This window comes from Rhizobium sp. 0TCS1.26 (genome assembly GCF_050455525.1).
Lineage (GTDB): Bacteria > Pseudomonadota > Alphaproteobacteria > Rhizobiales > Rhizobiaceae > Neorhizobium.
Map to the genome: position 1 here is coordinate 546506 of NZ_JBCIYV010000002.1, position 26224 is coordinate 572729.

At 64.1% G+C, this 26224-nt stretch carries 20 protein-coding genes; 9 read left to right on the forward strand and 11 right to left on the reverse strand.

Translation table 11 applies throughout. The features are described from left to right. Positions 1-46 precede the first annotated feature (46 nt). Complete coding sequence (locus AAIH46_RS09840) at positions 47-736, forward strand: HAD family hydrolase (RefSeq protein ID WP_430305676.1); 690 nt, start codon at positions 47-49, stop codon at positions 734-736. Between the two features lie 138 nt (positions 737-874). On the opposite strand, the gene AAIH46_RS09845 is transcribed toward AAIH46_RS09840, so the two are convergent. From AAIH46_RS09845 to AAIH46_RS09855, 3 genes are all read right to left on the reverse strand, one after another. Beyond that, complete coding sequence (locus AAIH46_RS09845) at positions 875-2932, reverse strand: glycosyl transferase (RefSeq protein WP_430305677.1); 2058 nt, start codon at positions 2930-2932, stop codon at positions 875-877. 225 nt (positions 2933-3157) lie between these two features. Then, positions 3158-8224 carry a beta strand repeat-containing protein gene (locus tag AAIH46_RS09850; RefSeq protein ID WP_430305678.1) on the reverse strand — a complete coding sequence of 1689 codons (5067 nt, stop codon included), beginning with the start codon at positions 8222-8224 and terminating at the stop codon, positions 3158-3160. Between the two features lie 1055 nt (positions 8225-9279). Beyond that, a complete protein-coding gene (locus AAIH46_RS09855; RefSeq protein ID WP_430305679.1) occupies positions 9280-9855 on the reverse strand; it encodes a PilZ domain-containing protein in 576 nt (191 codons plus the stop codon). Positions 9856-10106: 251 nt separating this feature from the next. Between AAIH46_RS09855 and thrC the strand changes: the two genes are divergently transcribed. The 5 genes from thrC (at position 10107) to AAIH46_RS09880 (ending at position 17490) form a co-directional block, all read left to right on the forward strand. Further along, positions 10107-11513: a threonine synthase gene (gene thrC / locus AAIH46_RS09860; RefSeq protein ID WP_430305680.1), complete on the forward strand. Its 1407-nt coding sequence runs from the start codon at positions 10107-10109 to the stop codon at positions 11511-11513. 28 nt (positions 11514-11541) lie between these two features. Beyond that, the gene (locus tag AAIH46_RS09865) at positions 11542-12840 is read left to right on the forward strand and encodes a M16 family metallopeptidase (RefSeq protein WP_430305681.1); all 1299 of its coding nucleotides are present in this window, start codon (positions 11542-11544) and stop codon (positions 12838-12840) included. 75 nt (positions 12841-12915) lie between these two features. Continuing rightward, a complete protein-coding gene (locus AAIH46_RS09870) occupies positions 12916-13527 on the forward strand; it encodes a GNAT family N-acetyltransferase (protein WP_430305682.1) in 612 nt (203 codons plus the stop codon). Beyond that, on the forward strand, positions 13524-16427 hold the full coding sequence (locus AAIH46_RS09875) for an EAL domain-containing protein (protein ID WP_430305683.1): 2904 nt from the start codon (positions 13524-13526) through the stop codon (positions 16425-16427). The genes AAIH46_RS09870 and AAIH46_RS09875 overlap by 4 nt, the downstream gene beginning before the upstream one ends. A gap of 142 nt (positions 16428-16569) precedes the next feature. Beyond that, complete coding sequence (locus AAIH46_RS09880; RefSeq protein WP_430305685.1) at positions 16570-17490, forward strand: DUF1003 domain-containing protein; 921 nt, start codon at positions 16570-16572, stop codon at positions 17488-17490. Positions 17491-17521: 31 nt separating this feature from the next. Here AAIH46_RS09880 and AAIH46_RS09885 read toward each other — a convergent pair whose 3' ends face one another. From AAIH46_RS09885 to AAIH46_RS09895, 3 genes are all read right to left on the reverse strand, one after another. After that, the gene (locus AAIH46_RS09885; protein ID WP_430305686.1) at positions 17522-18595 is read right to left on the reverse strand and encodes a zinc-binding metallopeptidase family protein; all 1074 of its coding nucleotides are present in this window, start codon (positions 18593-18595) and stop codon (positions 17522-17524) included. Between the two features lie 91 nt (positions 18596-18686). Then, positions 18687-18878, reverse strand: coding sequence for a CsbD family protein (locus AAIH46_RS09890; RefSeq protein WP_430305687.1), 192 nt, complete (start codon positions 18876-18878; stop codon positions 18687-18689). 78 nt (positions 18879-18956) lie between these two features. Next, on the reverse strand, positions 18957-19562 hold the full coding sequence (locus AAIH46_RS09895) for a YqgE/AlgH family protein (protein ID WP_430305688.1): 606 nt from the start codon (positions 19560-19562) through the stop codon (positions 18957-18959). Between the two features lie 149 nt (positions 19563-19711). On the opposite strand from AAIH46_RS09895, the gene AAIH46_RS09900 reads away from it, so the two are divergent. From AAIH46_RS09900 to AAIH46_RS09910, 3 genes are all read left to right on the forward strand, one after another. Further along, a complete protein-coding gene (locus AAIH46_RS09900) occupies positions 19712-20557 on the forward strand; it encodes a protein-disulfide reductase DsbD domain-containing protein (protein WP_430305689.1) in 846 nt (281 codons plus the stop codon). 62 nt (positions 20558-20619) lie between these two features. Next, on the forward strand, positions 20620-21105 hold the full coding sequence (locus AAIH46_RS09905) for a peroxiredoxin (RefSeq protein ID WP_430305690.1): 486 nt from the start codon (positions 20620-20622) through the stop codon (positions 21103-21105). Positions 21106-21289: 184 nt separating this feature from the next. Then, positions 21290-22978 (forward strand): FAD/NAD(P)-binding protein, encoded by a 1689-nt coding sequence (locus tag AAIH46_RS09910; RefSeq protein ID WP_430305691.1) that lies wholly within the window; start codon positions 21290-21292, stop codon positions 22976-22978. Here the strand turns inward: AAIH46_RS09910 and AAIH46_RS09915 are convergent. The 5 genes from AAIH46_RS09915 to AAIH46_RS09935 all read right to left on the reverse strand — a co-directional run bounded on the left by AAIH46_RS09915 (position 22963) and on the right by AAIH46_RS09935 (position 26072). After that, positions 22963-23700 carry an MOSC domain-containing protein gene (locus AAIH46_RS09915; RefSeq protein ID WP_430305692.1) on the reverse strand — a complete coding sequence of 246 codons (738 nt, stop codon included), beginning with the start codon at positions 23698-23700 and terminating at the stop codon, positions 22963-22965. The two genes, AAIH46_RS09910 and AAIH46_RS09915, sit on opposite strands and share 16 nt — an antisense overlap. 111 nt (positions 23701-23811) lie before the next feature. Beyond that, on the reverse strand, positions 23812-24120 hold the full coding sequence (locus tag AAIH46_RS09920; RefSeq protein ID WP_430305693.1) for a Dabb family protein: 309 nt from the start codon (positions 24118-24120) through the stop codon (positions 23812-23814). A 55-nt stretch (positions 24121-24175) separates the two neighbouring features. Then, positions 24176-24616: a ribonuclease HI gene (gene rnhA / locus AAIH46_RS09925; RefSeq protein WP_430305694.1), complete on the reverse strand. Its 441-nt coding sequence runs from the start codon at positions 24614-24616 to the stop codon at positions 24176-24178. Beyond that, a complete protein-coding gene (locus tag AAIH46_RS09930) occupies positions 24613-25587 on the reverse strand; it encodes a homoserine kinase (protein WP_430305695.1) in 975 nt (324 codons plus the stop codon). Before AAIH46_RS09930 ends, rnhA begins: the two co-directional genes overlap by 4 nt. Before the next feature lie 116 nt (positions 25588-25703). After that, the gene (locus tag AAIH46_RS09935; protein ID WP_430305696.1) at positions 25704-26072 is read right to left on the reverse strand and encodes a VanZ family protein; all 369 of its coding nucleotides are present in this window, start codon (positions 26070-26072) and stop codon (positions 25704-25706) included. Positions 26073-26224 lie beyond the last annotated feature (152 nt).

Here is a 26224-nt window from a genome sequence, read left to right on the forward strand (position 1 = left end):
TAGGTCAGGCCCAACCCCTTTCGGAAATCAACGAAGAGCATCCTTCATGAGCGGTTTCGATCTCATTATCTTCGACTGCGACGGCGTTCTGGTCGATTCGGAAATCATCGCCGCGCAGGTGGAATCGCGGCTCCTGACCGAGGCCGGTTACCCGATCAGCGTCGAGGAGATGGGCGAGCGGTTCTCCGGCATGACCTGGAAGAACATTCTGCTGACGGTAGAAAGCGAATCGTCGATCCCGCTCTCGGCGTCGCTGCTCGACAAGTCGGAGAAGCTTCTCGATGCGCGGCTTGCTCGTGACGTGAAGATTATCGAGGGCGTGAAGTTCGCGCTTGCCCGGCTGACGACGCAAAGCTGCATCTGCTCCAATTCGAGCAGCCAGCGGCTGGATATGATGCTGACAAAGGTCGGGCTGAAGCCGTATTTCGAGCCGAACGTCTTTTCCGCCAAGGATCTCGGTCCCGACAAGGTGAAGCCGCGGCCGGACATCTTCCAGCACGCGCTGAAGACTTTTGCTGTGCCGCCGTCGCGCGCCGTCGTGATCGAGGACAGCGTCCATGGCATCCATGGCGCAGTCGCCGCGGGCTGCCGTGTCATCGGCTTCACGGGCGCCTCGCACACCTATCCGAGCCATGCCGACCGGCTGACCGATGCCGGTGCGGAAACGGTGATCGCCCGCATGAGCGACCTTCCGGCCACCATCGCGGCACTGGCCGAATGGGGCAGCGAGATCTGAGACCGGTTCAGGCTGAAGCCCGAACCTTACCCGCCTCACGTTTGAACAGATGTGGATCGGTCCGGACAGGTCGGCGCCGCGCTACTGCGGCCCGGGATCTATGGCTGACGGCGCGTGACAATGGACGCGCCGTAGAAGTCACAAGGCGGACTTCGCCTCTGCCGTCCACAGCCGCTGGTCCACCGGCAGGGACATGTAGTCGTCCCACTCCGCAAGCTTTTCGCGGTAGCGCTGGCGATAGCTGACGTCGTCGATGAATTCCGTGCCTTCCAGCACCATCTCCGCGCCGATCTCGTAATAGACGTCGAGGTTGCCGAGATCCGGCACCGGCGTCTCGCCGCGCTCGGCCTCGCCCTGCATCTGCCAGAACAGTTGTTCCAGCCGCCTTGCAACGGCCGGCATGTCGCGGAGCGCGCATGTTTCGCGCTGCTCCTTCAGACGCGCGCGCACCTTGAGCAGGCTGGCGGGATCCTTGGCGAAGTTCACGGCCCGGCGGACGTAATCATCCGGCGTCAGGCAGAGCATGTCGGGCGTCCCACCGGCCGTGACGATGCTGGCGCAGAAGCGCGCGGCAAAGCTCTTGCCCGGCAGCGTGAGGATCGGCAGGCCCATGGTGATCGCATCACCAGCCGTCGAATGGGCACCGTAGGGAAACGTATCGAGGAACAGGTCGGCGACCGCGATGCGCGCCAGGTGGTTGGGATTGGTCGCCTTCGGCGCGAAGATCAGCCGCTGCGGGTCGACGCCCGCCGACTTGGCCGCATCGCGCAGGCGCTGGTCGACGTCGTCGCCGCCGGTCAGAAGCCACAGCACGCTTCCCGGCGTCAGCGTCAGGATCGCCATCCAGCGGGCAAAGCATGGCGGGGTGATCTTCTGCATGCCGTTGAAGCAGGCGAAGACGAAGACGTTTTCCGGCAGGCCGGCCTCGGCGCGGGTCGGCCGCGGGCCGATTGCCCGCTTGCGGTCCAGCGGCTGGTTGCAGGCGATGCGCAGCACCTTTTCAGTGTAATAGGTCTCGTAGTCCGGCGGTACGATCACCTCGTCGGCGATGATGTACTGGTGGAACGGGCTTCCCATCGAACCAGGATAGCCGCAGAAATTGACGATCACCGGCGCCGGACGGAAGGCGAAGATCTTCGGCCGCGCATGCTTGGTGTAACCGTTGACGTCGATCAGGATGTCGATCTTGTCTGCAGCGATGAGCGCCGCCGCCTGGCTGTCGGTCAGCGCATTGATGTCCGCCCAGCTGTCGACGGCCCCCTTGATGCGCTCCTGCGTCGCGTCGTTGACGCGCTTCTCGCCGCAGTAATAGGCATAGATCTCGACCGTCTGCTTGTCGTGCAGTTCCAGCACCTCGACGAGGGCGAAGCCGACCGCGTGATCGCGAAGGTCGGAGGAGAGATAGCCAACGCGAACCCGCTCGCCGGTACCGGTCTTCTGGCGCACGGCCTGGCGGAAGCTTCGGTCGAGCTTTGCCTGGCTGCCGATCAGCGACCGGTTGTAGCGATAGGCCTTGGCGAGCTGGAACATCGGATCGTCGGAATAGCAGCCGAGCGTCAGCGACGACATGGCGTCGAGCATCTGCCGGCCGGTGACGTGGTTCGACGGCGCGAGCACCGGCCACTTGCACTGCCGCTGGCGCAGCGACGCCCAGTGCTGCCCGGTCTCCAGATGCGTCGGCTGAAGCTCGAACGCCTGCAGAAGCGCGGCTTCCGCCTCCTCCATCTGGCCTGCGGCCTCGAGCACGCGGCCGATGTTCTGCAGCACCATCTGCCGGTGCGAGATCCGCTCCGGCATCACCTGGGCCGTCTCGTCGGCGAAGCGCTGCCATTGCTGGACGGCCTGACCGATCAGGCCACTGTCTTCGAGAAGCCGGCCGAGATTGATGTGCCCGGGACCGAATTTGGGGTCGATCTTGAGGCAGGTGCGCAGTGCCTGCACGGCGCCGGCGGCATCGCCGGCCTGGCCGAGCGCCACCCCGTAGTTGAAGTAGGCGATGTGCAGCAGCGGATTGTCGTCGTTGAACGCCACCCAGTTCTTGTAGAGCTCGGCGGCCGCCGCCTTCTGCCCGGCGACAGACAGCTCCTCGGCGATCTGCAGCAGGTTGAGGAGAGGCAGCGCCTGATTTCGCGCCAGCTGGATGCCGGCGGAATTCTGCGGGACACCCTGGGTGGAGATTGCGTGAGGGGCGTTCATTGTCATCCTGCGGCAAGGCACCTAGGCGGCCAAGTTCAAACCGGTTTGCGCGTCTCTGCGTCTTCCTGAGTGATAGCCGGCCGAACTTGCGTAAAGCTGGATGTTGCTCGCGCGACGCTGAATATCGGCGGATCAAGGCAGTCAAGCGGGCGCAGATAAAGGAATTGCGCAAATAGAAAACGGCGCGGGATGAACCGCGCCGTCTGTTGTTGATCTTCGGCTTACTTAGCTGTTGGCGTCATAAGCTGCGATGATGGCTGCAACCTGCTCGCTGTCGAAGGCCACCACCTGGCTGGAGGTAAAGGCATCCAGCTGACCGGTGCTCATGGCCGCGAAGTCTTCGGTTGCCAGGCCGGCGATTGCCGCGGTGTTGATGGCCGCGATTTCCGCCGACGTGAAGGTCTTGATCTCGTCCGTTTCCATTGCCCGGATCTGAGCAGCGCTCAGGGCCGAGATCTGGGTGCTCGTCAGGGCTTCGATCTGGGACGAGTCGAGCGCCGTGATCTGGTCCGTCGTCAGCGCCTTGATCTGCGCCGCCGAGAGGGCCGTCACCTGGCTGGTGGCCAGATTTGCAACCGCGCTGGTCGCCAGTACCGAGACCTGTGCCGCGGTCAGGCCGCTGATCTGGGCGCTGTCGAGGGCAACGACCTGGCTGGAGCCGAGGGTGGAAACCTGGGCGGTGCTGAGGGCGCCGACCTGGTTCTTGGTCAGGGCAGCGATCTGCGAGCTTGCGATGGTCGCCACCGTTTCGGTGGAGATGCCGGCAAGCGCTGCAGTGCTGATCGCCGCGATTTCCGCCGTCGAGAAGGTTGCGATATCCTCGGAGGCCATCGCGCCCAGCTGCTTGGAAGACATTGCGGAGATCTGGCTGCCGAGCAGCGCCTCGATCTGGGAGGAGGACAGAGCCGCCACCTGATCCGTGTTGAGGGCTGCCACCTGGAGCGCCGCGAGCGAGGCGATCTGGGACGATGTGAAGCCGGCAACCGCATCGGTCTTCAGCGAGGTCACCTGCTTGACCGAGAGGCCGGAGAGCTGTGTGCTCGACAGTGCCTCGATCTGCGACGACGAGAGAACCGCGATCTTGTCGGTGCTGAGCGATCCGACCTGCGCCTTGGTCAGTGCAGAAATCTGCGAGGAGACCATGTTGCTGAGCGTATCAGTCGAGAGACCGGAAAGCGCCGACGTGGTGATCGAGGCAAGTTCTGCCGTCGAGAAGGTGGCGATATCCTCCGAAGACAGGGCGGCGATATCGTCCGATCCGAGGGCTGCGATCTGGCCCGTCGTCAGGGCTTCGATCTGAGAGCTCTCGAATGCGGCCAGCTGTTCGGTCGTCAAGGCTGCAACCTGGACTGCCGAGAGCGAGGCGATCTGCGTCGAGGTGAGACCCGCCAGCGAACCGGTGTTCAACTTGGCGACCTGCGATGCTGTCAGGCCTCCGAGCTGGGCACTGGAGAGTGCCTGGACCTGCGAGGACGACAGAACCGCGACCCGGTCCGTCGCAAGCGCTCCGACCTGCGCCTTGGTCAGGGCGGCGATCTGGGAGGAAGCAAGGCCGGCGACGATTTCGGTCGAAAGACCCGAGAGCGAGGTTGCCTTGATCGCGGCAATCTCGTCCGTCGTGAAGGCGGCGATGTCTTCCGATCCCATGGCACCGATCTGGGCCGAGCTCAGAGTACCGATCTGGACGCTGGTGAGCGCTTCGACCTGCGTTGAGGCAAGAGCCGCGATCTGCTCGGTCGTCAGGCCACCGACCTGGACTGCGGTGAGCGCCGTGATCTGGCTGGAGGCAAGACCTGCAAGCGATTCCGTGTTCACTGCCGACAGCTGCTTTGCGGTGAGACCGCCAAGCTGCACGGTTGTCAGCGCGCCGATCTGCGACGAGGCAAGAACCGCGACCCGGTCGGTTGCAAGCGCTCCGACCTGCGCCTTGGTCAGGGCACCGATCTGCGAGGAAGCAAGGCCGGCGACGATTTCTGTCGAGAGACCGGAAAGCGCGGTGGTCTTGATCGCGGCGATCTCGTCCGTCGTGAAGGCGGCGATGTCTTCCGATGCCATGGCGCCGAGCTGGGCCGAGGTCAGCGCACCGATCTGGACGCTGCTCAGGGCTTCGATCTGCGAGGAGGCAAGTGCCGCGATCTGGTCGGTCGTCAGGCCACCGACCTGGACGGCGGTGAGTGCCGTGATCTGGCTGGTTGCAAGGCCGGCCAGCGTGTCCGTCTTCAGTGCCGACAGCTGCTTTGCGGTCAGGCCGCCGAGCTGCAACGTGGTCAGCGCGCCGATCTGCGACGAGGCAAGTGCCGCGACACGATCGGTTGCGAGGGCTCCGACCTGCGCCTTCGTCAGGGCGGCGATCTGCGAGGATCCAAGGCCGGCGACGATTTCGGTCGACAGACCGGAAAGCGCGGTGGTCTTGATCGCTGCGATCTCGTCCGTCGAGAAGGTTGCGATGTCTTCCGAGGCCAGGGCACCGAGCTGGCTTGCCGTCAGCGCGCCGATCTGGACGCTGGTGAGGGCTTCGACCTGCGAGGATGCCAGGAGCGCGAGCTGGTCGCTCTTCAGGCCACCGACCTGGAGCGCGCTGAGTGCGGTGATCTGGCTGGAGGCGAGACCGGCAAGCGAGTCCGTGTTGAGCGCGGCGATCTGCTTGGTGGTCAGGCTGCCGATCTGGGCGGTGGTGAGGGCGCCGATCTGCGAGGAGGCGAGAACCGCGACCTTGTCAGTGCTGAGCGAACCCACCTGAGCCTTCGTCAGGGCGGCGATCTGCGAGGAGACGAGGCCGGCGACGGTTTCGGTTGCAAGGCCGGAAAGCGCCGCCGTCGTGATCGCGGCCAGTTCGGCCGTCGAGAAGGTCGCGATGTCTTCCGAAGACAGGGCGGCGATATCGTCCGATCCGAGGGCTGCGATCTGGCCCGTCGTCAGGGCTTCGACCTGCGCGGTTTCGAAGGCCGCCAGCTGGGCGGTCGTCAGCGCTGCGACCTGGATGGCCGAGAGCGAGGAGATCTGCGAAGAGGACAGACCCGCCAGAGCCTCCGTGCTGATGGTCGACACCTGCTTTGCGGTCAGGCCACTCAGCTGGACGCTGGAGAGCGAGGAGATCTGCGACGAGGCAAGAACCGCGACCCGATCGGTGGCGAGGGCACCAATCTGCGCCTTGGTCAGGGCGGCGATCTGCGAGGAGGCAACGGTCGCCAGCGTCTCGGTGGAGAGGCCGGAGAGCGAGGTGACCTTGATCGCGGCGATCTCGGCGGTCGAGAAGGTCGCGATGTCTTCCGAGGCCATGGCGCCGATCTGGGTCGCCGTCAGGGCGCCGATCTGGACCGTGGTGAGGGATTCGACCTGCGACGAGGCAAGTGCCGCGATCTGGTCGGTGGTCAGACCGCCCACCTGGACGGCGGTCAGCGCGGTGATCTGGCTGGATCCGAGGCCGGCGAGCGAGTCCGTCTTCAGCGAGGACAGCTGCTTGCTGGTCAGGCCGCCGATCTGGACGCTGCTGAGCGCGCTGATCTGCGTGGAGGCCAGCACGGCAACCTTGTCGGTGGAGAGCGAGGCCACCTGCGCCTTGGTCAGCGCGGCAATCTGCGAGGAGTCAAGGCCTGCTACGATCTCAGTGGAGAGACCGGCCAGCGCAGCCGGAGTGATGGAGGCGAGTTCGGCCGTCGAGAAGGTCGCGATATCTTCCGAGGACAGCGCGGCGATATCGGTCGACGAGAGGCCGGCGATCTGGATCGAGGTCAGGGCTTCGATCTGCGAGCTTCCGAAGGCCACCAGCTGGTCGGTGGTCAGAGCCTCGACCTGAACCCGGCTGAGAGAGGCAATCTGGGTCGACGTCAGTCCGGCGACGGCGTCGGTGCTGATGAGAGACACCTGCTTCGACGTCATGGCACTGAGCTGGACGCTGGAGAGCGCCTGAACCTGCGAGGAGGTCAGAGCGGCCACCTTGTCGGAGGACAGGGCGGTCACCTGCGCCTTGGTCAGGGATGCGACCTGCGACGAGGCGAGGCCGGCGAAGGTTTCGCTCGAAATGCCTGCCAGCGACGTGGTCTTGATGGCAGCGATTTCAGCCGTGGAGAAGGTGGCGATGTCTTCCGACGCCATGGCGCCGATCTGGGTTGCCGTCAGCGCGCCGATCTGAACCGTGGTGAGGGCTTCGACCTGCGACGAGCCCATCGCGGCGATCTGATCGGTCGTCAGGCCGCCGACCTGAAGGCTGCTGAGAGCGGCGATCTGCGAGGAGGCCAGAGCGACGACGGCATCCGATGACAGCGAGGAAACCTGCTTGGCGGTGAAGCCGCTGAGCTGCACTGCGCTCAATGCGGTGACCTGGGAGGACGCCAGCACGGCGACCTTGTCGGTCGAGAATGCACCGAGCTGAGCCTTCGTCAGAGCGGCGATCTGCGATGATGCGAAAGTCGACAACGTGGCGGTCGAAAGGCCACTCAGGGCAGACGTGGTGATGGAGGCCAGTTCGGCGGTGGTGAAGGTGGCGATATCTTCCGAAGAGAGCGCTGCGATGTCAGCCGAGCTCAGAGCGCCGATCTGCGCACCGGTCAGTGCTTCGATCTGCGACGATTCGAGCGCGGCCAGGTGATCGGTGTTGAAGGCGACGATCTGTGCCGCAGACAGGGCGGCAATCTGGTTGGATCCAAGGCCGGCGATCGAAGTGGTCGAGAGCGCGGCCACCTGCTTGGTGGTGAGGGCCGAGACCTGCGCCGTGGTGAGCGCCTGGACCTGCGAGGAACCGAGGAGCGCGATCTTGTCGGTGCTGATCAAAGAGACCTGCGCCTTGGTGAGCGCGGCGACCTTGTCGGTGCTCAGCGAGACGATCTGGTCGCTGGTCAGGCCGGACATGGCGCTGGTCTTGATGGCGGCGATTTCCGCGGTGGTGAACGTCCCGAGTTCTTCGCTCGAGAGGATCGCAAGCTGCGAGGACGACAGCGCGCCAACTTGCGCGGTGCTCAGCGCCTCGATCTGCGACGATGACATCGTATCGATCTGGCTTGCATAAAGGGCGTTGACCTGAGCCGTGCCCAGTCCGCCGATCTGGCCGGACGTCAGGGCGACGATGTGCTCGGGAGTGAGGCCGACGATGGCGGCAGTCGAGATCGCTGCGATCTGCGACGAGCTCATGGCGCCGATGTCTTCGGTCTGGAGAGCGGAGATCTGGTTCGAACTCAGGGCCTTGACCTGAACGGCACTCAGGGCGGCAATGTCTGCCGACTTCAGCGCCGCAATGGACGCCGTCGACAGCGCCTTGATCTGATTGACTGAAAGGGATGTTACGATGGATGTCATCTAATCGGGCCTTTAGTTCGGATTGATCACGTTCGCGAAGCCCCTGACGGTTGCTCGACCGAAAGCCCCCTCGGGCCCTTCCCTCGATCGACGGCGCAAAAAACGCCCTCCGGCAGCAGTCCTCCATCGATCAGCTCCCTCGAGAAGACTGACGAACGGAATCCTGTTGGACCAATTGTGGATGGAACATGGCTCGCACGAGCCGACGCATTGAGGGGCCTCATGCTCTCGAAACCGGTTGCCGGTTCCGCCCTCTACGCCCGTGACACGGTATCTCCGCTTGACCGCGCCGCACTCCCTTGGGAGGTCCGGCGGGACCGTAACTTCGGCATACTTCCGCGTGCCTTGAAACGATTAGCTTTTGAACCTTAATTTTAGCTTAACGGTTGCGTTACGATCAGAAAGAAGACGTGTAACGCTCCGGCCTTTATTTCGCTTTCCGTACCGACCAAGTTAAATGTCATTCAGACGACATATAACTTACTGTCAGTTTTATATCTGCACGCCACCTAATATAGCGATCGAATCGATTTCGACCGGTCTCAAGCATTTTCTTATCGAGAAATATTGCGCTGTCCAGATGGTTTCCGGGGACGGCCCCGTATAGGCAGGAGCAGTTCCCGCAATCCTCCAGAACCCTCTCCCGCCGAAGAGTATGATGGGCGTATTTCCAAGTACATTCACCGCTGACACAACAAACCACGCGATCGCTTCCAGTATAGGTGCTACTCGCTTCCTGGTTGATCTTTGCATCCGCACGCTATGTGCCCGCGATGTTGAGAACGATTGCAGCCGAGCCGAAAATCTCATCGCAGGAGGCGCCTGGATGGCACTCCGGGTTGCTGAAGAAGCGTAGCGCAATACCGTGGGCGCGCAGGTACATCCGCGGCGACCGCAGACGAACCGACCTGTGAGGCCGTATGGATTGGGAGATTCTAATTCTTCAGCGGCGAGCCGGAAGCGGCCTTCACGCTCGCCACCAGCGAACACGCCTGCGGCGGCTGCACGTCAACGCAGCTCGGCACTGACAGGCGTATGGGAGCGGGTGGGCTTGCTTAGCGGCGCTTCGGGCGCGTCGTGCGGGCAGCACCCGGCTCTTCGAAGCCAAGCCGAACGCGGGTGAAGCGCGAGGCACCGGTCGCCGAATTGGGAATTGCCACGTCGTTCTTGCTGAACAGGAACTGTGTAAAGCCCTCAGCTGGGACGTCGACCGAGAAGTTCACCGTCTGCGTATAGATGACGTTGTCGCCATCGACCACCTCGACGGTGACCGGCAGGTTGGTCGGGCCGGGCTTGCCGGCGGCGCCGAGAACCAGGCGACCCTGCGCCATCACCGTAATCGTTAGGGTCGATTCGTTGGCCGTGCAGGCGCGCGTCGCATCGGCCATCGAGGCCCGGTAGAGCAGCTTGTCCGGATCGGCGGTCGCGTTGCCCACATAGGCGCTGCGCACAGCCGTATCATCGCGCAGCACCACCTGCGGGCAATAGGCCTGAACGACAGGCGTCACCGCCGGCTGCTGGGCTGCCGGCTGGCCGAACGACAGCCCGCCGGTCGGAGACGAGGAATTGCAGCCGGCCAGGAGTGCGAGAAGGGACAACGACAGGAACTTGAGCGATGACTTGCCAGACACGTGACTGCAACCCTTTTCTACTGAACCGTCCCGCGAATGGTCATTCCGGGCTTTCACGGCAAATTTCGATGGTCTATAGCAGCGACGCACGGAAAAATCGATTGGCATTGCAGCCGAATTTTGTTCCAGCGGAACGATGACCGGCAGAAGGCTGACGCTCTGCGCAGGGCAGGCTTGCCAGCCTCTCACCATGAGCGGCTATCGCAGGCTTCCGTCACCGCCCGATCGGACCTGATGAACTCGTATAGTGGATGAGCGTCTTGGACTATATCTCTACCCGCGGCGATGCCCCCGCTCTTGGTTTCCGCGATGCCCTGATGGCAGGCCTTGCCAGCGACGGCGGATTGTACCTGCCGCGCGAATGGCCGACGCTGAGCAAGAAGGACATCCGCGGCCTGCGCGGCAAGTCCTACCAGGAGGTTGCCTTCGAGATCCTGTCGCGCTTCGTCGACGGCGAGATCCCGGATGCGGCGCTGAAGGGCATGATCGACGAGGCCTATGCGACCTTCCGCCATCCGGCCGTCGTTCCCCTGGTGCAGATCGGTGCCAATGATTTCGTCCTCGAGCTTTTCCACGGCACGACGCTCGCCTTCAAGGACGTGGCGATGCAGCTCCTGGCGCGGCTGATGGACTATGTGCTGGCCGAACGCGGCGCGCATGCGACGATCGTCGGCGCCACTTCGGGCGATACCGGCGGTGCCGCCATCGACGCCTTTGCCGGGCGCGAGCGGACCGACGTGTTCATTCTCTTCCCGCAGGGCAAGGTTTCGCCGGTGCAGCAGCGGCAGATGACGACGTCCGGCCAGGCGAACGTCCACGCGCTGGCGCTGAAGGGCAATTTCGACGACTGCCAGGACCTGGTGAAGGCGATGTTCAACGACACGGCCTTCCGAGAGCGCGTCAACCTGTCGGGCGTCAACTCGATCAACTGGGCGCGCATCATGGCGCAGGTGGTCTACTACTTCACCTCCGCTGTGTCGCTCGGCGCCCCCGACCGCAAGGTCTCGTTCACCGTGCCGACCGGCAATTTCGGCGATATCTTCGCCGCCTACGTCGCCAAGCGTATGGGTCTGACGATCGACAGGCTGGTGATCGCCACCAACGACAACGACATCCTGGTGCGGACGCTGAAGACCGGTCGCTACGAGATGAAGCCGGCGATCGCCACCACCTCGCCGTCTATGGACATCCAGATCTCGTCGAACTTCGAGCGGCTGCTGTTCGAGGCCTACGGGCGCGATCCGGCCGCTGTCCGCTCCTCGATGTCGGGACTGCGTCAGTCCGGCGCCTTCGAGATCCAGCCCGAGGCGCTGAAGGCCATCCGCCGCGAATTCCGCGCCGGCCGCGCCAGCCAGAAGCAGGTGGCGCAGACAATCCGTGAGACGCTTGAGGCCACCGGATACCTTCTCGACCCGCACACGGCGACCGGTATTTTCGTCGCGCGCAAGCATGCCAAACCGTCGAGCCCGATGATTACGCTGGCCACCGCACACCCGGCCAAGTTCCCGGCCTCGGTAGAATCCGCTTGCGGAATTCATCCGGCGCTTCCATCATGGCTTGCTGATCTCATGAGCAGGGAGGAGCGCTTCGACCTGCTGGAACCCGAGCTCAAGGCGGTCGAGACTTTCATCGACCGGCATGCCCGGGCGAAAGCGTGATAAGGCCGGAGTGCCGGAAAGACCGATAATGAATGTTGAAATCACCCGGCTGCAATCCGGGTTGACCATCGTGACCCAGAACATGCCGCATCTCGAAAGCGTGGCACTCGGCGTCTGGATCAAATCGGGGTCGCGCAACGAAACCACCGACGAACACGGCATCGCCCATCTTCTCGAGCACATGGCCTTCAAGGGCACCGCGAGGCGCAGCGCCCGCGACATAGCCGAGCAGATCGAGAATGTCGGCGGCGAGCTGAACGCAGCGACCTCGACCGAAACCACATCCTACTACGCCCGCGTCCTCAAGGACCACGTGCCGCTTGCCATCGATATCCTGGCCGACATCCTGACTGAATCCGCCTTCGACGAAGAAGAGCTGGAGCGCGAGAAGCACGTCATCCTGCAGGAGATCGGCGCCGCCAACGACACGCCGGACGACCTGGTGTTCGACCGCTTTTCCGAGGTTGCCTACCGCGACCAGACGATCGGCCGGCCGATCCTCGGCACGCCGGAGACGGTCAAGTCGTTCCGGCCCGACCAGATCCGCGGCTACCTTTCGCGCAACTACACCACCGACCGGATGTTCATCGTCGCGGCCGGTGCCGTCGACCACGACACGCTGGTGAAGCAGGTTGAAGACCGTTTCTCGCTGCTGCCGACCAAGCCTTCGGTGGAACCGGTGTTCGAGCCGGCCCGCTATAGCGGCGGCGAGATCCGTGAAACGCGCGACCTGATGGATACGCAGCTGCTGCTCGGCTTCGAGGGCAAGGCGTATCACATGCGCGACTTCTACTGTTCGCAGATCCTCGCCAACATTCTCGGCGGCGGCATGTCCTCGCGCCTCTTCCAGGAAGTGCGCGAGCATCGCGGCCTGTGCTATTCGGTCTATGCCTTCCACTGGGGCTTTTCCGATACGGGGATCTTCGGCATTCATGCGGCGACCGGCGGTGAAGACCTGCCCAAGCTGGTGCCGGTGATCCTCGACGAGCTTCGCAAGTCGTCGGAGGTGATCCACCAGCAGGAAATCGACCGGGCCCGGGCGCAGATCCGCGCCCAGTTGCTGATGGGACAGGAAAGCCCGGCGGCGCGTGCGGGGCAGATCGCCCGGCAGATGATCCTCTACGGCCGCATCATTCCGAACGGCGAAATGATGGAACGGCTGGAGGGAATTACCACCCAGCGCCTGACCGATCTTGCCGGACGGCTGTTTTTCGATACAGTCCCGACATTGTCCGCCATCGGCCCGATCGAAAAGCTGGCGTCGCTTACGGATATCACGGCGTCTCTCACCTCGCCGGACGACAAGAGGCAGAAGGCTAACGGCTGATCATGCGGCGCGTGCCTCCGGCGCGCCGGGTTGCGCCGGATCCGATCGCGCCGAACGGGGCGGAACGAGACTAGCATGACGAAGTCGGTATTTCGGTTTTTGTCGCGCCAGCCGGAGACGCCCGAACTCTACGGCGACCACCATCTTCTGCGCCTGCCGCGCCAGTCGGACTACCGCTCGTGGTACAAGCTGCGCTCGGAAAGCCGACAGTTCCTGCAGCCGTGGGAACCCAGCTGGCGGCATGACGAGCTGACCGAGTCGTCGTTCCGGGCGCGGGTGACCCGCAATACCCAGGAATTCTCGTCCGGGCTCGCCATCCCGATGCTGCTGTTCCGGCGCGAGGACCAGGCGCTGCTCGGCGGCCTCACGATCGGCTACATCCGTCGCGGCGCCGCGCAGAGCTGCATGATCGGATACTGGATGGGCGAGCGGCATGCCGGCAGCGGTCATATGTTTGCCGCACTCCACCTTGTAGTACCCTACATCTTCACCGGGCTTCAGTTGCACCGCATCGAGGCAGCCTGTATCCCGGAGAACTGGAAGAGCATCCGGCTACTTGAAAAGTCCGGTTTCGAGCGGGAAGGTCTATTGCGCAAGTATCTGAAGATCAACGGAGAGTGGCGGGACCACATCCTCTACTCCCGGCTCGCAGGAGACGACGTGGACAAGGCTCGGACCCCACGATGAACAGGGCCCGCCGCATCTGCAATGTTTTCGCCCGACGACTGGCAGCGCTTGTCTGCCTTCTGCTGATCCTGCCGGTCACCGCCGCCCTCGCCTTCGAGCCGGTGAAGATTTCCCGCGACGACAACGCGCTCGACCTGACCGCGACCACCGACATCTATGCCAACCAGGGCGAGGCCTTCCAGGTCTCCACCGCCGCCGGTGCCGATGGCATCCGCCGCCGCATCGAGGTGCGCGCCAGCACGCCCGGCCACCAGGGTGACTGGGCGGTCTTTGCGCTCGCCAATGTGTCGGAGGAACAGCTGGAGCGCGTCATCGTCGCCCCGCATTTCCGCCTCGTCAACTCGCAGCTGATCTGGCCGGACCTCGGCTCGCTGCGCATCAATGCCATCACCCCGAGCGAAGGCTTTGCGCTCGACCGGATGCAGAGCCCGGATGCCGACGTCTTCCGCATCACGCTCAACCCGGGCGCCGTCGTCACCTTCGTCGCCGAGCTTGCCACCCCCGACCTGCCGCAGCTCTATCTGTGGGAGCCCGACGCCTACAAGGACACGGTCAACTCGTTCACGCTCTACCGCGGCATCGTGCTCGGCATTGCCGGCCTGCTGGCGGTGTTCCTGACCATCCTGTTCGTCGTCAAGGGCACGTCGATGCTGCCGGCGGCCGCAGCGCTCGCCTGGGCGGTGCTCGCCTATATCTGCGTCGACTTCGGCTTCCTGGAAAAGCTCATCAGCATCACGTCCAGCGACGAGCGAATATGGCGCGCCTGCGCCGAGGTGGCGCTCGCCTCATCGCTGGTGATCTTCCTGTTCACCTATCTCAACCTCAACCGCTGGCACGTCCATCTGGGCTACGCGACATTTGCCTGGATCATCGGCCTCGGCCTGCTGTTCGGGGTCGCGATCTACGACCCGTCGATCGCCGCCGGCATAGCCCGCATCTCGCTGGCGCTGACGGCGACCGCCGGCATCCTTCTGATCATCTATCTCGGCTTCAACCGCTACGATCGGGCGATCCTGCTGGTGCCGACCTGGACACTGATCCTCGTCTGGCTGTTCGGCGGCTGGCTGACGGTGACCGGCCAGCTGGACAACGACATCATCCAGCCGGCGCTCGGCGGCGGCCTGGTGCTGATCGTCCTGTTGATCGGCTTCACGGTCATGCAGCACGCCTTTGCCGGCGGCGCCTACCAGCAGGGCCTGTTCTCCGACCTCGAGCGCCAGTCGCTGGCGCTGATGGGCAGCGGCGATACGGTCTGGGACTGGGACGTGGCGCGCGACCGCGTGGTGACGACGCCGGACATCTCGCTGCGCCTCGGCCTGGCGCCGGGCAGCATGCATGGGCCGGTGCGCAACTGGCTGCCGCGTCTGCATCCCGACGACCGCGACCGGTTCAAGGCGACGCTCGACGTACTGCTGGAGCACCGCAAGGGCCGGCTCAGCCACGAATTCCGCATCCGCGCCGAAGACGGCCATTTCCACTGGCTGCAGATCCGCGCCCGGCCGGTGCTCGGCTCCAACGGCGAGATCATCCGCTGCGTCGGCACGATCATCGACGTCACCGAACCGAAGAATTCGGTCGAACGGCTGCTGGCCGATGCGCTGCACGACAACCTGACCGGCCTGCCGAACCGCCAAGTGTTTCTCGACCGTCTGCATTCCGTCCTGTCGATCGCTGCAACCTCGGATGCCGTACGGCCGACGGTGATGGCGATCGACATCGACCGCTACAAGCAGGTCAACGACGCGCTGGGCATCGCCGCCGGCGACAATATCCTGATTGCCCTCACACGACGCCTGCGCCGCCTGCTGAAGCCGCAGGACACGCTGGCGCGGATTTCCGGCGATCAGTTCGGCCTCATCCTGGTGTCCGAGCGTGATCCCGCCAAGGTCGCGGATTTCGCCGAGGCGATCAGCCAGGCGATCCGCGTGCCGATCAATTTCGCCAATCGCGAGGTGATCCTCACCGCCTCCACCGGGCTCTGCTCGTGGGTGGACCAGCAGGAAAACGCGGCCAGCATGCTGGGCGACGCGGAACTTGCCATGTACCGGGCGAAACGCGCCGGCGGCAACCGCGTCGAGCCGTTCCGCCCCGCCTTCCGCAACAACGGCACGCCCGACCGCCTGCAGATCGAGACTGACCTGCGCCGGGCGATCGAGCGCAAGGAGCTGTCGCTCGCCTACCAGCCGATCATCCGGCTCAGCGACGGCGAGATCGCCGGCTTCGAGGCGCTGATGCGCTGGGAGCACCCGAAGCGCGGCACGATACCGCCCAGCGAGTTCATTCCGATCGCCGAGATGTCGGACCTCATCAGCCCGCTTGGCATGTTCGCGCTGGAATGCGCCACCGGCGACCTGATGATCTGGGAGAAACAGACCGGCGAGCTGCCGATCTTCGTCTCCGTCAATCTGTCGAGCGCCCAGCTTCTGAATGCCGACCTCTACAATGAGATCCGCTCGCTTCTGGCGCGCACCCATTGCGACCCGCACCGGCTGAAGCTGGAGCTGACGGAATCGATGATGATGGAAAACCCCGAGCAGGCGCGGCTGGTGCTGAGCAAGCTCGGCGAGACCGGCATCAGCCTGGCGATCGACGATTTCGGCACCGGCTACTCGTCGCTCGGCTACCTGACGCAGTTCCCGTTCGACACGATCAAGCTCGACAAGTCGCTGGTCACCAATGCCGCCGAAAAGGGCGAGGTGCTGCTGCGCTCGGTCATCGCCATGGCCCGCGCGCTGGACATGTCCGTTGTGGCGGAGGGCATCGAGACCGACGAGGATGCCGCCAACCTCGTCAACATGGGCTGCCAGTTCGGCCAGAGCTTCCTGTTCGGCGCGCCGATGGCCTCGGAAGCCGTGCAGCGCCTGCTGAAGGAACGCTTCCCGCTGACCAAGCGCGCCTGACGCCGAATGGTGTCTGTGGCGGGCTAACCTCGCCTGGAGCTCGCGTCAGGCGATCCTCCGTCGTCGGCATTGACTTGCCGGCGGCGCATGCCAGCATGACCATCCTACCGCTCAACCTCCTCCCACATCTGCCGAGGCACGCATGACAGGCCTGGATTCTTTTCCAACCGACGACGCAGCGCCGGCTTCCCCAGCCGCGGGCGAAGCCTTGTCGCAGCCGTCGCTGAAGAACGACAAGGCGGCGAACGGGTCTCCCGGCAAGGAAAAGACAGTCCACGACGCTCTGTCGGGCCTGCCGCTGAAACGCCGCGACGCGGTCGACATCGAGGGATTGAGGCCGGCGCTTACCGACTTCATCCGGCAGGCCCACCCGGCGCTGCCGACGGAGGGTTATGTTCAGCGTCGGACGATCGAGGAATTCCGCAGCCGCTATATAGCCTCGCTGCTGCGCGAGGAGCGCGGCGAACTGACGACGCTGGAAAACGAGGTGCTGGAAAGCCTCGAAAGCCACGATGTGCTGACGGAGAATATCGTCGACGATTATGAGGAAGGCCGCTCGATCGGCGACCGGGTCGCGGATCTGGTGGCGAAGTTCGGCGGAAGCTGGACCTTCATCATCTCCTTCTGCGCATTTCTCGCGGTCTGGATGATGATCAATATCGTCCTCGGCGCCACGGGTGCCTTCGACGCCTATCCATTCATCTTGCTGAACCTCGTGCTGTCGACGGTCGCCGCGCTGCAGGCGCCGGTGATCATGATGAGCCAGCGCCGCCAGGAGCAGAAGGACCGCCTGCGGGCTCTGAACGACTACAAGGTGAACCTGAAGGCGGAGCTGGAGATCCGCCACCTGCATGAGAAGGTCGACCACCTGCTGAACCGCCAATGGGAGCGGCTGACGGAAATCCAGCAGATCCAGATCGAAATGATGCGTGACCAGTCGCGCAAGACGGAGCAGGCGCTGAAGGCCGTCCGAAAGCCGAGGTCGGGTTCAAAGAAGATGCTGTCGCTGCAGCCAAAGGCTCCAGCACCCTCCTCCGCCTTGCCGGCGGAAGAGGAAGACTGATCCCCGACAGGCAGTTTCAGCCTATGCGGGCTTACCGCCCGTCGTGGCCGGCGCCGTGCACCAGGCCGTGGATGAATTCCAGCTTGGCGACCACCGTCGGCGTCAGGATGAACGGGTAGAGATCCGGCATGCCCATCGAGCGGTGGATGCTGTTCATCGCGACGCTGAAGGGGATCCACACTTCGACCAACTGGGCCGCATCGCGAGCCCGATAGGGGTTGAAGGCGACCTCCGATGACAGATCAGCGTGGCCGCGCGGATCGAGCACCATGCCGAACGCCCGCGCCGTTTCCAGCGTGTCGACGATGTGCAGGTAGTGGGCGAAGCACTCGGCGAAATCTTCCCACGGGTGCGAGGCCGCATAGGTGCTGATGAAGTGCTCCTGCCAGTCTGAGGGCTGGCCTTCCTCGTAGTTCTTGCGCAGCGATTCGCTGTAATCGATCGTCTCGTCGCCGAAGGCGAGACGGAAGGGCCCTGTCCGGTCGCGGTCGCGCACCAGCTTGTCCCAGATGTAGTGGCCGGTCTCGTGCCGGAAGTGGCCGAGCATCGTCCGATACGGCTCGTTCATCGAGACGCGGATCTGCTCGCGGGTCGCGTCGTTGGCTTCCGCGGCGCGGATGGCAATGAGGCCATCCTCGTGGCCGGTCATTGCCGGCACCACGGTGCCGTCCGGCTTGATCTCGTCGACCAGGAAATCGAATACCAGGCCGCCTTCCGGGTCTTCCTCGCGGGTCGTGTGCGGCAGATTCCATTTCAGCAGCGAGTAGAACAGATGCCGCTGCGCCTGGCTGATACGCCGCCATTGCAGCAGCCCCGCCTCTGTCGAGGCATCCGGGACGAGCCTGTTGTGGCGGCAGGCGGCACAGAAGGTCTCGCCGCCTTCGGCCGGGACCGTCCAGTTGCAGATGTCGTTGACCTCGTTGGCGCACAGCCGCACCGTGGCGCTGCGGTCGGCGATTAGGTGCCAGTGCCCGTCTTCGCCCTCAGCGAGCGCGTGCATGGCCAGCCGATCGGGCACGAAGGCCAGCCGGTGGCCGCAGTTGACGCAGACGCGATTGTCGAAGTGGATCGACTGGCCGCAGTAATCGCATTCGTAAAGACGCATGACGCGCATCCGCTGAGTTCGAGGCTTCAGATACACAAAACCTGCTCCGGCCGAGACCGGAACAGGCTTTGATCAGAAATTGTAGAAAGGATTAGGCGCGGTCGACGATGTTCTTCGCCGCGTCCTTGACTTCGCCCTTGGCATGCTGAGCCTTGCCCTTGGCTTCCTGGGCATGGCCTTTGGCCTCGAGCGAATGGTTGTCAGTCGCGTCGCCGACAGCCTGCTTGACCTTGCCAGCTGCTTCGTTTGCCTTGCCTGCTACCTTATCGCTCATGCTACCCATCGTCATTCTCCTTGGTTGACCGCCCTTGACAGCGGCTTCGGGAAAACAACGCGGTCACCGTCGCTTGGTTCCGTCGCGTCAGGCGTGACCGGTTTCCCGCGACAGCATCTCCGGACGCACGCCCATCGATGCAAGCGCCCGCTCGTACTTGTCCTCTAGCGTGCGGTCAAAGATCAGTTCCTCGCATGCCGGGCAGTTGAGCCAGCCATTGCTGCCGATCTCGCTCTCCAGCTGACCAGGTCCCCATCCGGCATAGCCAAGCAGCATGGTGGCGCGCTTCGGGCCACGCCCCTCGCAGATGGCGCGCAGGATATCGAGCGTCGCCGTCAGCGAAATGTCGTCGCTGACCGGGATACTGCTCTCGCTGGAAAAGTCGTCCGAGTGCAGGACGAACCCGCGACCGGTTTCTACAGGCCCACCGTTGAGAATCGGGAAGTCGCGGGTGGCGCCGTCCATCATGATGGCTTCCGGCTGCTCGACAAGCTTCAGGTGCAGCAGCACCTCGGTGAACGAGATCGCCTGGGAGCGATTGATGATGAAGCCCATGGCACCTGCGGCCGAATGGGCGCAGATGTAGACCACCGAGCGGTCGAAGTTTCCGTCCTGCATGCCGGGCATGGCGATGAGGAACTGGCCGTCCAGGAAACCGCGCTCACGCTTATCCTTGAGTGTCGCGAATGTCATCGTGCCTCCAGCGTGCAGTAGACCCTTCAAGGGGTCGGGACTGCCTCCAAAGCAAGATGGGGCACACATGTTCATCAATCAACCAAAAATGATCCGCTTTCTCGTCATGTGACTGGCAGTGGTATCGGGGCTCGTCTAAAGCAGCGATCATGGTCCATTCGACATTCAGCCAGCACTTGCGCTCCAGGCTCGGCATCTGCCTTGCAACGGCAGCGCTCTGCCTGTCTGCGTCCGGCAGCATGGCGGCGATGACTGCCTGGGCGGAAAACGAAGGCGGCAGGATGCGCATCGTCGCGCTGCCGCCGACCGCCGACGGCACGGTGCGCGGCGCGCTGCAGATCGAGCCGAAGAGCGGCTGGATCACCTACTGGAAGGAGCCGGGGCAGGCCGGCATTCCGCCGAAGATCACCCTGACATCGGCCGACGGCGCGTCGATCACCGAGATCGGCTTCCCGATCCCCAAGCAGTTCACCGTCGGCGACGTGCGCGACATCGGCTACGACCATCCGGTCGCCCTGCCCTTCACGCTGAAGCTTGCGGCGCCGGACAAGCCGACGACACTGCGCGCGTCCGCCTTCATCGGCCTTTGCCGCAATATCTGCATTCCGTTCCAGGCGGACTTCCGGCTGGAACTTTCGGCAGCCGGGCCGCTGCCCTACCAGGAAAACCTGATCCTCGACGAGGCGATCCGCCACCTGCCGGAAAAACCCTCCAAGGATTTCGCCGTCACTGCCTACACGCTCAGCGACGACCGCCAGAACCTCAGCCTGTCGCTGAAATTGCCGGACGAGACTGCCGTCCCGCAGATCTTCGTCGCCGGCCCGGAAGGCCACGTTCTGCTCGACCAGACGAACGAGAAGCGCAGCGGCGACCGCTACGTCGTCGAGATGCCGGTCGGCAAGCTGCCGAAGAACTACGATCCGCACGGCAAGCGCTGGGACATTCTTGTCGTCTCCGGCGGCCGGGCCATGGAAACCTCGCTTGCCTTCGAGTGAAGCCGGGCTAAATGTGGCGTCAGCGGCGTTGGGCCGCTATCCTTCTTCCTTAGGAGACCAGAATGACGATTTCCGTCGGCGACACCATTCCAGCGGCAACCTTCAAGACCAAGACCGACGAAGGTCGGAGCGACGTGACGACCGAGGCGCTGTTCAAGGGCCGCAAGGTGGTGCTGTTCGGCGTGCCCGGTGCCTTCACCCCGACCTGTTCGCTCAACCACCTGCCGGGCTACCTGGAAAACCGCGACGCCATCCTTGAGCGCGGGGTCGACGAGATCGCCGTGGTTGCCGTCAATGACTGGCACGTGATGGGTGCCTGGGCGGAAAAGACCGGCGGCGCCGGCAAGATCAAGTACCTCTCCGACTGGGATGCGTCCTTTACCAAGGCGCTCGGCCTGGAGATGGACATGTCGGGCGGCGCGCTCGGCCTGCGCTCGAAGCGCTATTCGATGCTGGTGGACGATGGCGTGGTGAAGGTGCTGAACGTCGAGGACAGCCCCGGCGACACGACGGCTTCCGGCGCTGCGGCGATGATCGAGAAGCTCTGAGCGATCCTCTTTGACGACATCGGAAAGCGGCCTTTGAGGCCGCTTTTTTCGTTGGCGAAGGCGTCGAGGACATGGCGCGCAAGAACGATCCGCCACCGTCCGAGGATAAGGAACAAGTGGCCAACCAAAGCATTGACTGATGCAGCACTTCGGGCGGGAGATCCGCCCATCAAGCGGGACACCCATGTCAGACAGAATAGCGATCATCGGCAGCGGACCGACGGGCCTCTACACGCTCAAAACTCTGCTGAATGCCAAAGTTCCCCTGTCCATCACAATTTTCGAGGCGGAAGCCGAACCCGGCAAGGGCACGCCCTACCATCCGGACATCAACGACCCGACGATGCTCTCCAATATCCCGAGCATCGAGTTCCCGTCGCTCACGGAAACGTTGGTCGAATGGCTGGAGCGGCAGGACGACGTCGAGCTGTCGCGCTTCGGCATCCGCCGGGAAACGATCGACGAGCGGGAGTTCTACCCGCGCGTGGTGCTCGGCAACTACATGCGCGACCAGTTTCTGCGGCTTGTCGAACAGGGCACGGCGAAGGGCCATTCGATCGACGTTCGCGAGCGGCATCGGGTGGTCGACATCACCCTGCAGCAGAACGACGTGCTGCTGTCGGTCGAAGTGGCGGACGGATCCTGCTTCGATGCACGCTTCGACCACGTGGTGATGGCGACCGGCCACAACTGGCCGAAGGATACAGAGGTCAAGCCGGGCTACTTCATCTCGCCTTGGCCGGCCTCGGCGTTGCAGACGATCGAGCACGGGCCTGTCGGCATCCTCGGCACGTCGCTCAGCGGCATCGACGCGCTGATGAGCGTGGCGACGGCGCGCGGCACGTTCCGGCTGGATGCGGCCGGCGATCTCCAGTACCAGCCGGCCGTCGGCAGCGAAGCCTTCAAGGCGACCATGATGTCGCGCAAGGGGCTGCTGCCGGAAGCCGACTTCTATTGCCCGCTTCCCTATCTCGATCCGAAAATCTGTCACCAGCAGGCAATCGACGGCTTGATCGCCGCCGGCAGCCAGGGCCTGCTGGACCGCGTGTTCGAACTGTTCCGCCAGGAGGTGGCGCTCGCAGATCCTGATTACGCGGCAAAGATCGGCCTCTCGCAGCTGACCGTCGATACGTTCGCCGAAGCCTATTATGCCGAGCGGATTTCGGCCGATCCGTTCGTCTGGGCGGCGCGCAACCTTGCCGAGGTGGAGTACAATCGAGAGCGCTGCTATACCGTGCCATGGCGCTACGCGATCCTCATCACCCATGAGATCATCGCCCGGGCGGTGCCGCATTTCGACGAGCAGGATCTCGAGCGCTTCCACAAGCGCTTCAAGAGCATCTTCATGGACGACTATGCGACGGTCCCGCTGATGTCGATCCGCCGCCTGCTGGCGCTGAGCCGCGCCGGCAAGCTCGACATCCTGAAGCTCGGCTCAGACTACGAGATTTCGACCGAGGGTGTGGAGCGGGGAGCCGTGGTAACGGCAAACGGCGAGCAGCACGTCTTCTCGGCCTTCATCGACGCAACCGGCCAGGACACGCTGTCGGCGACCGAGCTGCCGTTTCCGACGCTGGTCGCCCAGGGCGGGGTGCGCAAGTCTGCGACGCGCAAGGTGCAGCCGCTGATCCTACCGGATGCGCCGGTCGAGTATGCCCGCACCGGCGGCATCGACATCGACGACAGCTTCCGCCCGCTGGTGCCGGCGCATCTGACCAATCACCTGTACTGTGCGGCGATCTCGTTCCTCTTGCACAAGCATCCGTTCGTGCAGGGGATCACCAGCGCCCACGAGATTGGTGAAACGGTCGCCGAGGCGATCCTCGCCGATGTCGACCGGGTGGAACAGGGGCTGTTTCAGATCTCGGCGTAGACGAGGTCGCCTCTGGCGACCTCCTGCTGTGCCGTTGCACGGGCATAGACGCCGAGATTGCGGGCGTTGTGCCGCATGATGGTGCGCAGCACGACCGGTTCCTCGGCGATTTCCGGCTGTGCCGCCAGCGTCATGCCGCAGCGGCGCGTCCCGTCCGTCACCTCTGCCATCAGACGGCCGATGCGGATGTTCTTGCCGACCCAGTCGTTTTCGACGAAGCCGTCTGCCTCACCCGTATCGACCAGCAGCGTCGGGCGGAAACGCCGGCGGTCGATGGATGGGAGGTCTGCTATGCGCGCAAGTGCTGCCAGTGAGCCGGTGGTGACGATGTGCATGCAGGCCGCGTCGTAGCGGGCGGAGACGACCGGCAGGCGCTGGTCCGTCGCTTGCTTGCCGCCATAGGTGCCGACCATCACCTCGAAGCCGAAATGCGCTCGCAGTTGCTCATGAAGCTTGCGATCGTCGATCCGCAGGTTGGTGCCGTCGGGAAACAGCAGCGAAGGCAGCGCCTCGCCGGCGTAATGGGCCGACAGAAAGAGCGCCGGGCGCCAGCGGGTGTCCTTCTCCGGTGCTGCCGCCAGTCCCGTCTCCGCATCGAACAGCGCGAAATGCCGGTCGCCGGGCAAGCCCTTCGGCATCACCTCCGCCTTTTCCAGCTGCTCGCCGCCGACCGAGGAGACGGGGTAGCGCCAGACCTCGATCACCCTGCCCAGTTCATTCATGCCATATGTCCCGATTTCGACCTGCGCGGTGTTTGTTTACGGACGGCGCAAGCGGTCTTCCCGCGGCGCAACTGTTTTGCTCCGCGCGTGCTGTTGAAGAGCGGCTGCTTCTCAGACCTCGAAGTCGAAGACCATCAGACCGGCAAGCCCGCCATCGCAGGCGGCGACGAGCCGTTCGGCGACCGCCACGTGATTGGCGTGCACGAGATAGGCGTCACGCGCTTCGGCGGTATCGAAGGTGACGACGAAGCCATCGCGGAAACCGCCGCTCAGGCCTTCCGGCGAAACATTCGACCCCGACTTGAAGCCGGTGATGCCTGGGATGATCGACTGCAGCTCGGCGAGCGACGCGAAGAGCGCCTGCTTTTCGTCTGCCGGCAGCGACGCCTTCAGGCGCATGAATACACAGTGCTCGATCATGATGATGTCTTCCTCTCGTCGCGCTTGCTGCGGCAGCCCGTGGTGCCGAGATCCGTCATTTCTTCTTGAACGGCGCCATGCCGAGCCGGGCCAGTTCGTCGGCGCGCTCGTTTTCCGCATGGCCCGCGTGACCCTTCACCCAGTGCCACGTTACCTTGTGACGCTGGTTTGCGACGTCGAGCTGCTGCCACAGTTCGCCGTTCTTCACCGGCTTCTTGTCGGCGGTCTTCCAGCCGTTCTTCTTCCAGCCGAAGATCCACTTCGAAATGCCGTCCATGACATATTTGCTGTCGGTGTGCAGATCAACCTCGCACGGCGTCTTCAGCGTGGTGAGCGCGGTGATCGCCGCCATCAGCTCCATGCGGTTGTTGGTCGTCTCCGCCTCGCCGCCGTACAGCTCCTTTTCAGTGTCGCCATAGCGCAGGATCGCGCCCCAGCCGCCGGGACCGGGATTTCCCGAGCAGGCGCCGTCGGTGTAGATATCGACATGTTTCATCGTGCATCGGCCTCCAGGCCGTATTCGGTCGCCGAGCCGATCGCCCGGTGGAAGCGCAGCTTCTTCAGATATTCGAGCGGGTCCTTCTTCACCACCAGCGCGCCGGCCGGTGTCGTCAGCCAGTCGTAGAGGCGGGTCAGGAAGAACCGCAGCGCCGAGCCGCGGGCCAGGATCGGCAGTGCGTCTGCTTCGGCAGCCGAGAGCGGCCGGACCGACTGGTAGCCGGCCAGCAGCGCCCGGCCCTTGGCGAAGTTGTAGGCGCCGTCCTGTTCGAAGCACCAGGCGTTGAGGCAGATCGCCACGTCATAGGCGAGCAGGTCGTTGCAGGCGAAGTAGAAGTCGATGAGGCCCGACAGGCGATCGCCGAGGAAGAAGACGTTGTCCTGGAACAGATCCGCATGGATGACGCCGGCCGGCAGATCCTTCGGCCAGGCGGCCGACAGGGCATCGAGCTCGCCGCCGATTTCAGCCTCCAGGCCCGCCTGCACCTCGTCGGCGCGCGGTGCCGCCTTCTGCCACAGCCCGACCCAGCCTTCGAGCGACAGGGCGTTTTCCCGGCGGATCTCGAAATCGGCGGCGGCCAGATGCAGCTCGGCAAGCGCCCGGCCGACCTCGTGGCAATGTCGCGCCTCCGGCTTTCTCAGCCACATGCCCTCGAGAAACGAGATCAGCGCCGCCGGCCGACCCGACAGTTCGCCCCACAGCGCCCCGTCGTGGCGCGGCAGCGGCAGCGGGCACGACAGGCCCTTTTCCGCCAGATGCTGCATCAGCCCGAGAAAGAACGGCAGGTCAGCCGCATCGACGCGCTTCTCGTAGAGCGTCAGGATCAGCGGATCCTTCGTGGTGTGCAGGAGGAAGTTGGAATTCTCGACGCCTTCGGCGATGCCCTTGTAGGAGGTCAGCTCGCCGGCATCGTACTGCCCCAGGAAAGTCTTCAGGTCGCTTTCGGTGATATCGGTGTAGACGGCCAAGATCTCGTTCCTGCTGATGCCGGTCGCGACCCGGCGGAGTGGTCACAAGGCATACACAGCCGGATGGCGATGTGGCTAGCCCCCTGCAGCCAGAGACACAGGTTTCGCGAAGTGGATCAGGACGGGCGCCCGGCCGGCGAGCGCACGAAGCGCAGGCGGCACTGGTTGACCAGCCAGCCGACGGCAAGCCCGAGGCAGCAGCCGACCGCCTTGACGAACACGTCGTGCAGGCGCGGGTGACGGCTGGGCTGGATGAACTGCAGGAGTTCGATGAAGGCGGTGCCGGCAACGATGATCGCGGCGCAGAGCAGGAACTGCCGCGGATAGGCGACGACGAAGATCGCCGACAGCAGCGCAAAGGCCAGCGCCCGGTCGAGATTGACCGGCAGGACATCCTGCGGTCGCCAGTCGATCGGCGAGACCGTCGCGAAGACGATGAAGGCGAGCACCAGCCAGGCGGCGGTCTTGAGGATGCGGCTTGTCATGGACCCCATATAAAGGAGCGGCGGCCAAGCGCAATCGGCGGCAGCGCATATGGTTAGCGCGGCAGGTGCCGGTTAAGGCGGATGATGCCGTCGCAGGAAGGGCACTGTGTTCGCCGAACCGCATCCCGGCCCTTCGCTTTAGCTCAGGGCGT

Excerpts from the sequence above, each read along its gene's own strand:
- AAIH46_RS09840 (WP_430305676.1), top strand. The coding sequence starts at position 47 with ATGAGCGGTTTCGATCTCATTATCTTCGACTGCGACGGCGTTCTGGTC.
- AAIH46_RS09845 (WP_430305677.1), bottom strand. The coding sequence starts at position 2,932 with ATGAACGCCCCTCACGCAATCTCCACCCAGGGTGTCCCGCAGAATTCC.
- AAIH46_RS09850 (WP_430305678.1), bottom strand. The coding sequence starts at position 8,224 with ATGACATCCATCGTAACATCCCTTTCAGTCAATCAGATCAAGGCGCTG.
- thrC (WP_430305680.1), top strand. The coding sequence starts at position 10,107 with ATGAGCGTCTTGGACTATATCTCTACCCGCGGCGATGCCCCCGCTCTT.
- AAIH46_RS09865 (WP_430305681.1), top strand. The coding sequence starts at position 11,542 with ATGAATGTTGAAATCACCCGGCTGCAATCCGGGTTGACCATCGTGACC.
- AAIH46_RS09870 (WP_430305682.1), top strand. The coding sequence starts at position 12,916 with ATGACGAAGTCGGTATTTCGGTTTTTGTCGCGCCAGCCGGAGACGCCC.
- AAIH46_RS09875 (WP_430305683.1), top strand. The coding sequence starts at position 13,524 with ATGAACAGGGCCCGCCGCATCTGCAATGTTTTCGCCCGACGACTGGCA.
- AAIH46_RS09880 (WP_430305685.1), top strand. The coding sequence starts at position 16,570 with ATGACAGGCCTGGATTCTTTTCCAACCGACGACGCAGCGCCGGCTTCC.
- AAIH46_RS09885 (WP_430305686.1), bottom strand. The coding sequence starts at position 18,595 with ATGCGTCTTTACGAATGCGATTACTGCGGCCAGTCGATCCACTTCGAC.
- AAIH46_RS09890 (WP_430305687.1), bottom strand. The coding sequence starts at position 18,878 with ATGGGTAGCATGAGCGATAAGGTAGCAGGCAAGGCAAACGAAGCAGCT.
- AAIH46_RS09895 (WP_430305688.1), bottom strand. The coding sequence starts at position 19,562 with ATGACATTCGCGACACTCAAGGATAAGCGTGAGCGCGGTTTCCTGGAC.
- AAIH46_RS09900 (WP_430305689.1), top strand. The coding sequence starts at position 19,712 with ATGGTCCATTCGACATTCAGCCAGCACTTGCGCTCCAGGCTCGGCATC.
- AAIH46_RS09905 (WP_430305690.1), top strand. The coding sequence starts at position 20,620 with ATGACGATTTCCGTCGGCGACACCATTCCAGCGGCAACCTTCAAGACC.
- AAIH46_RS09910 (WP_430305691.1), top strand. The coding sequence starts at position 21,290 with ATGTCAGACAGAATAGCGATCATCGGCAGCGGACCGACGGGCCTCTAC.
- AAIH46_RS09915 (WP_430305692.1), bottom strand. The coding sequence starts at position 23,700 with ATGAATGAACTGGGCAGGGTGATCGAGGTCTGGCGCTACCCCGTCTCC.
- AAIH46_RS09920 (WP_430305693.1), bottom strand. The coding sequence starts at position 24,120 with ATGATCGAGCACTGTGTATTCATGCGCCTGAAGGCGTCGCTGCCGGCA.
- rnhA (WP_430305694.1), bottom strand. The coding sequence starts at position 24,616 with ATGAAACATGTCGATATCTACACCGACGGCGCCTGCTCGGGAAATCCC.
- AAIH46_RS09935 (WP_430305696.1), bottom strand. The coding sequence starts at position 26,072 with ATGACAAGCCGCATCCTCAAGACCGCCGCCTGGCTGGTGCTCGCCTTC.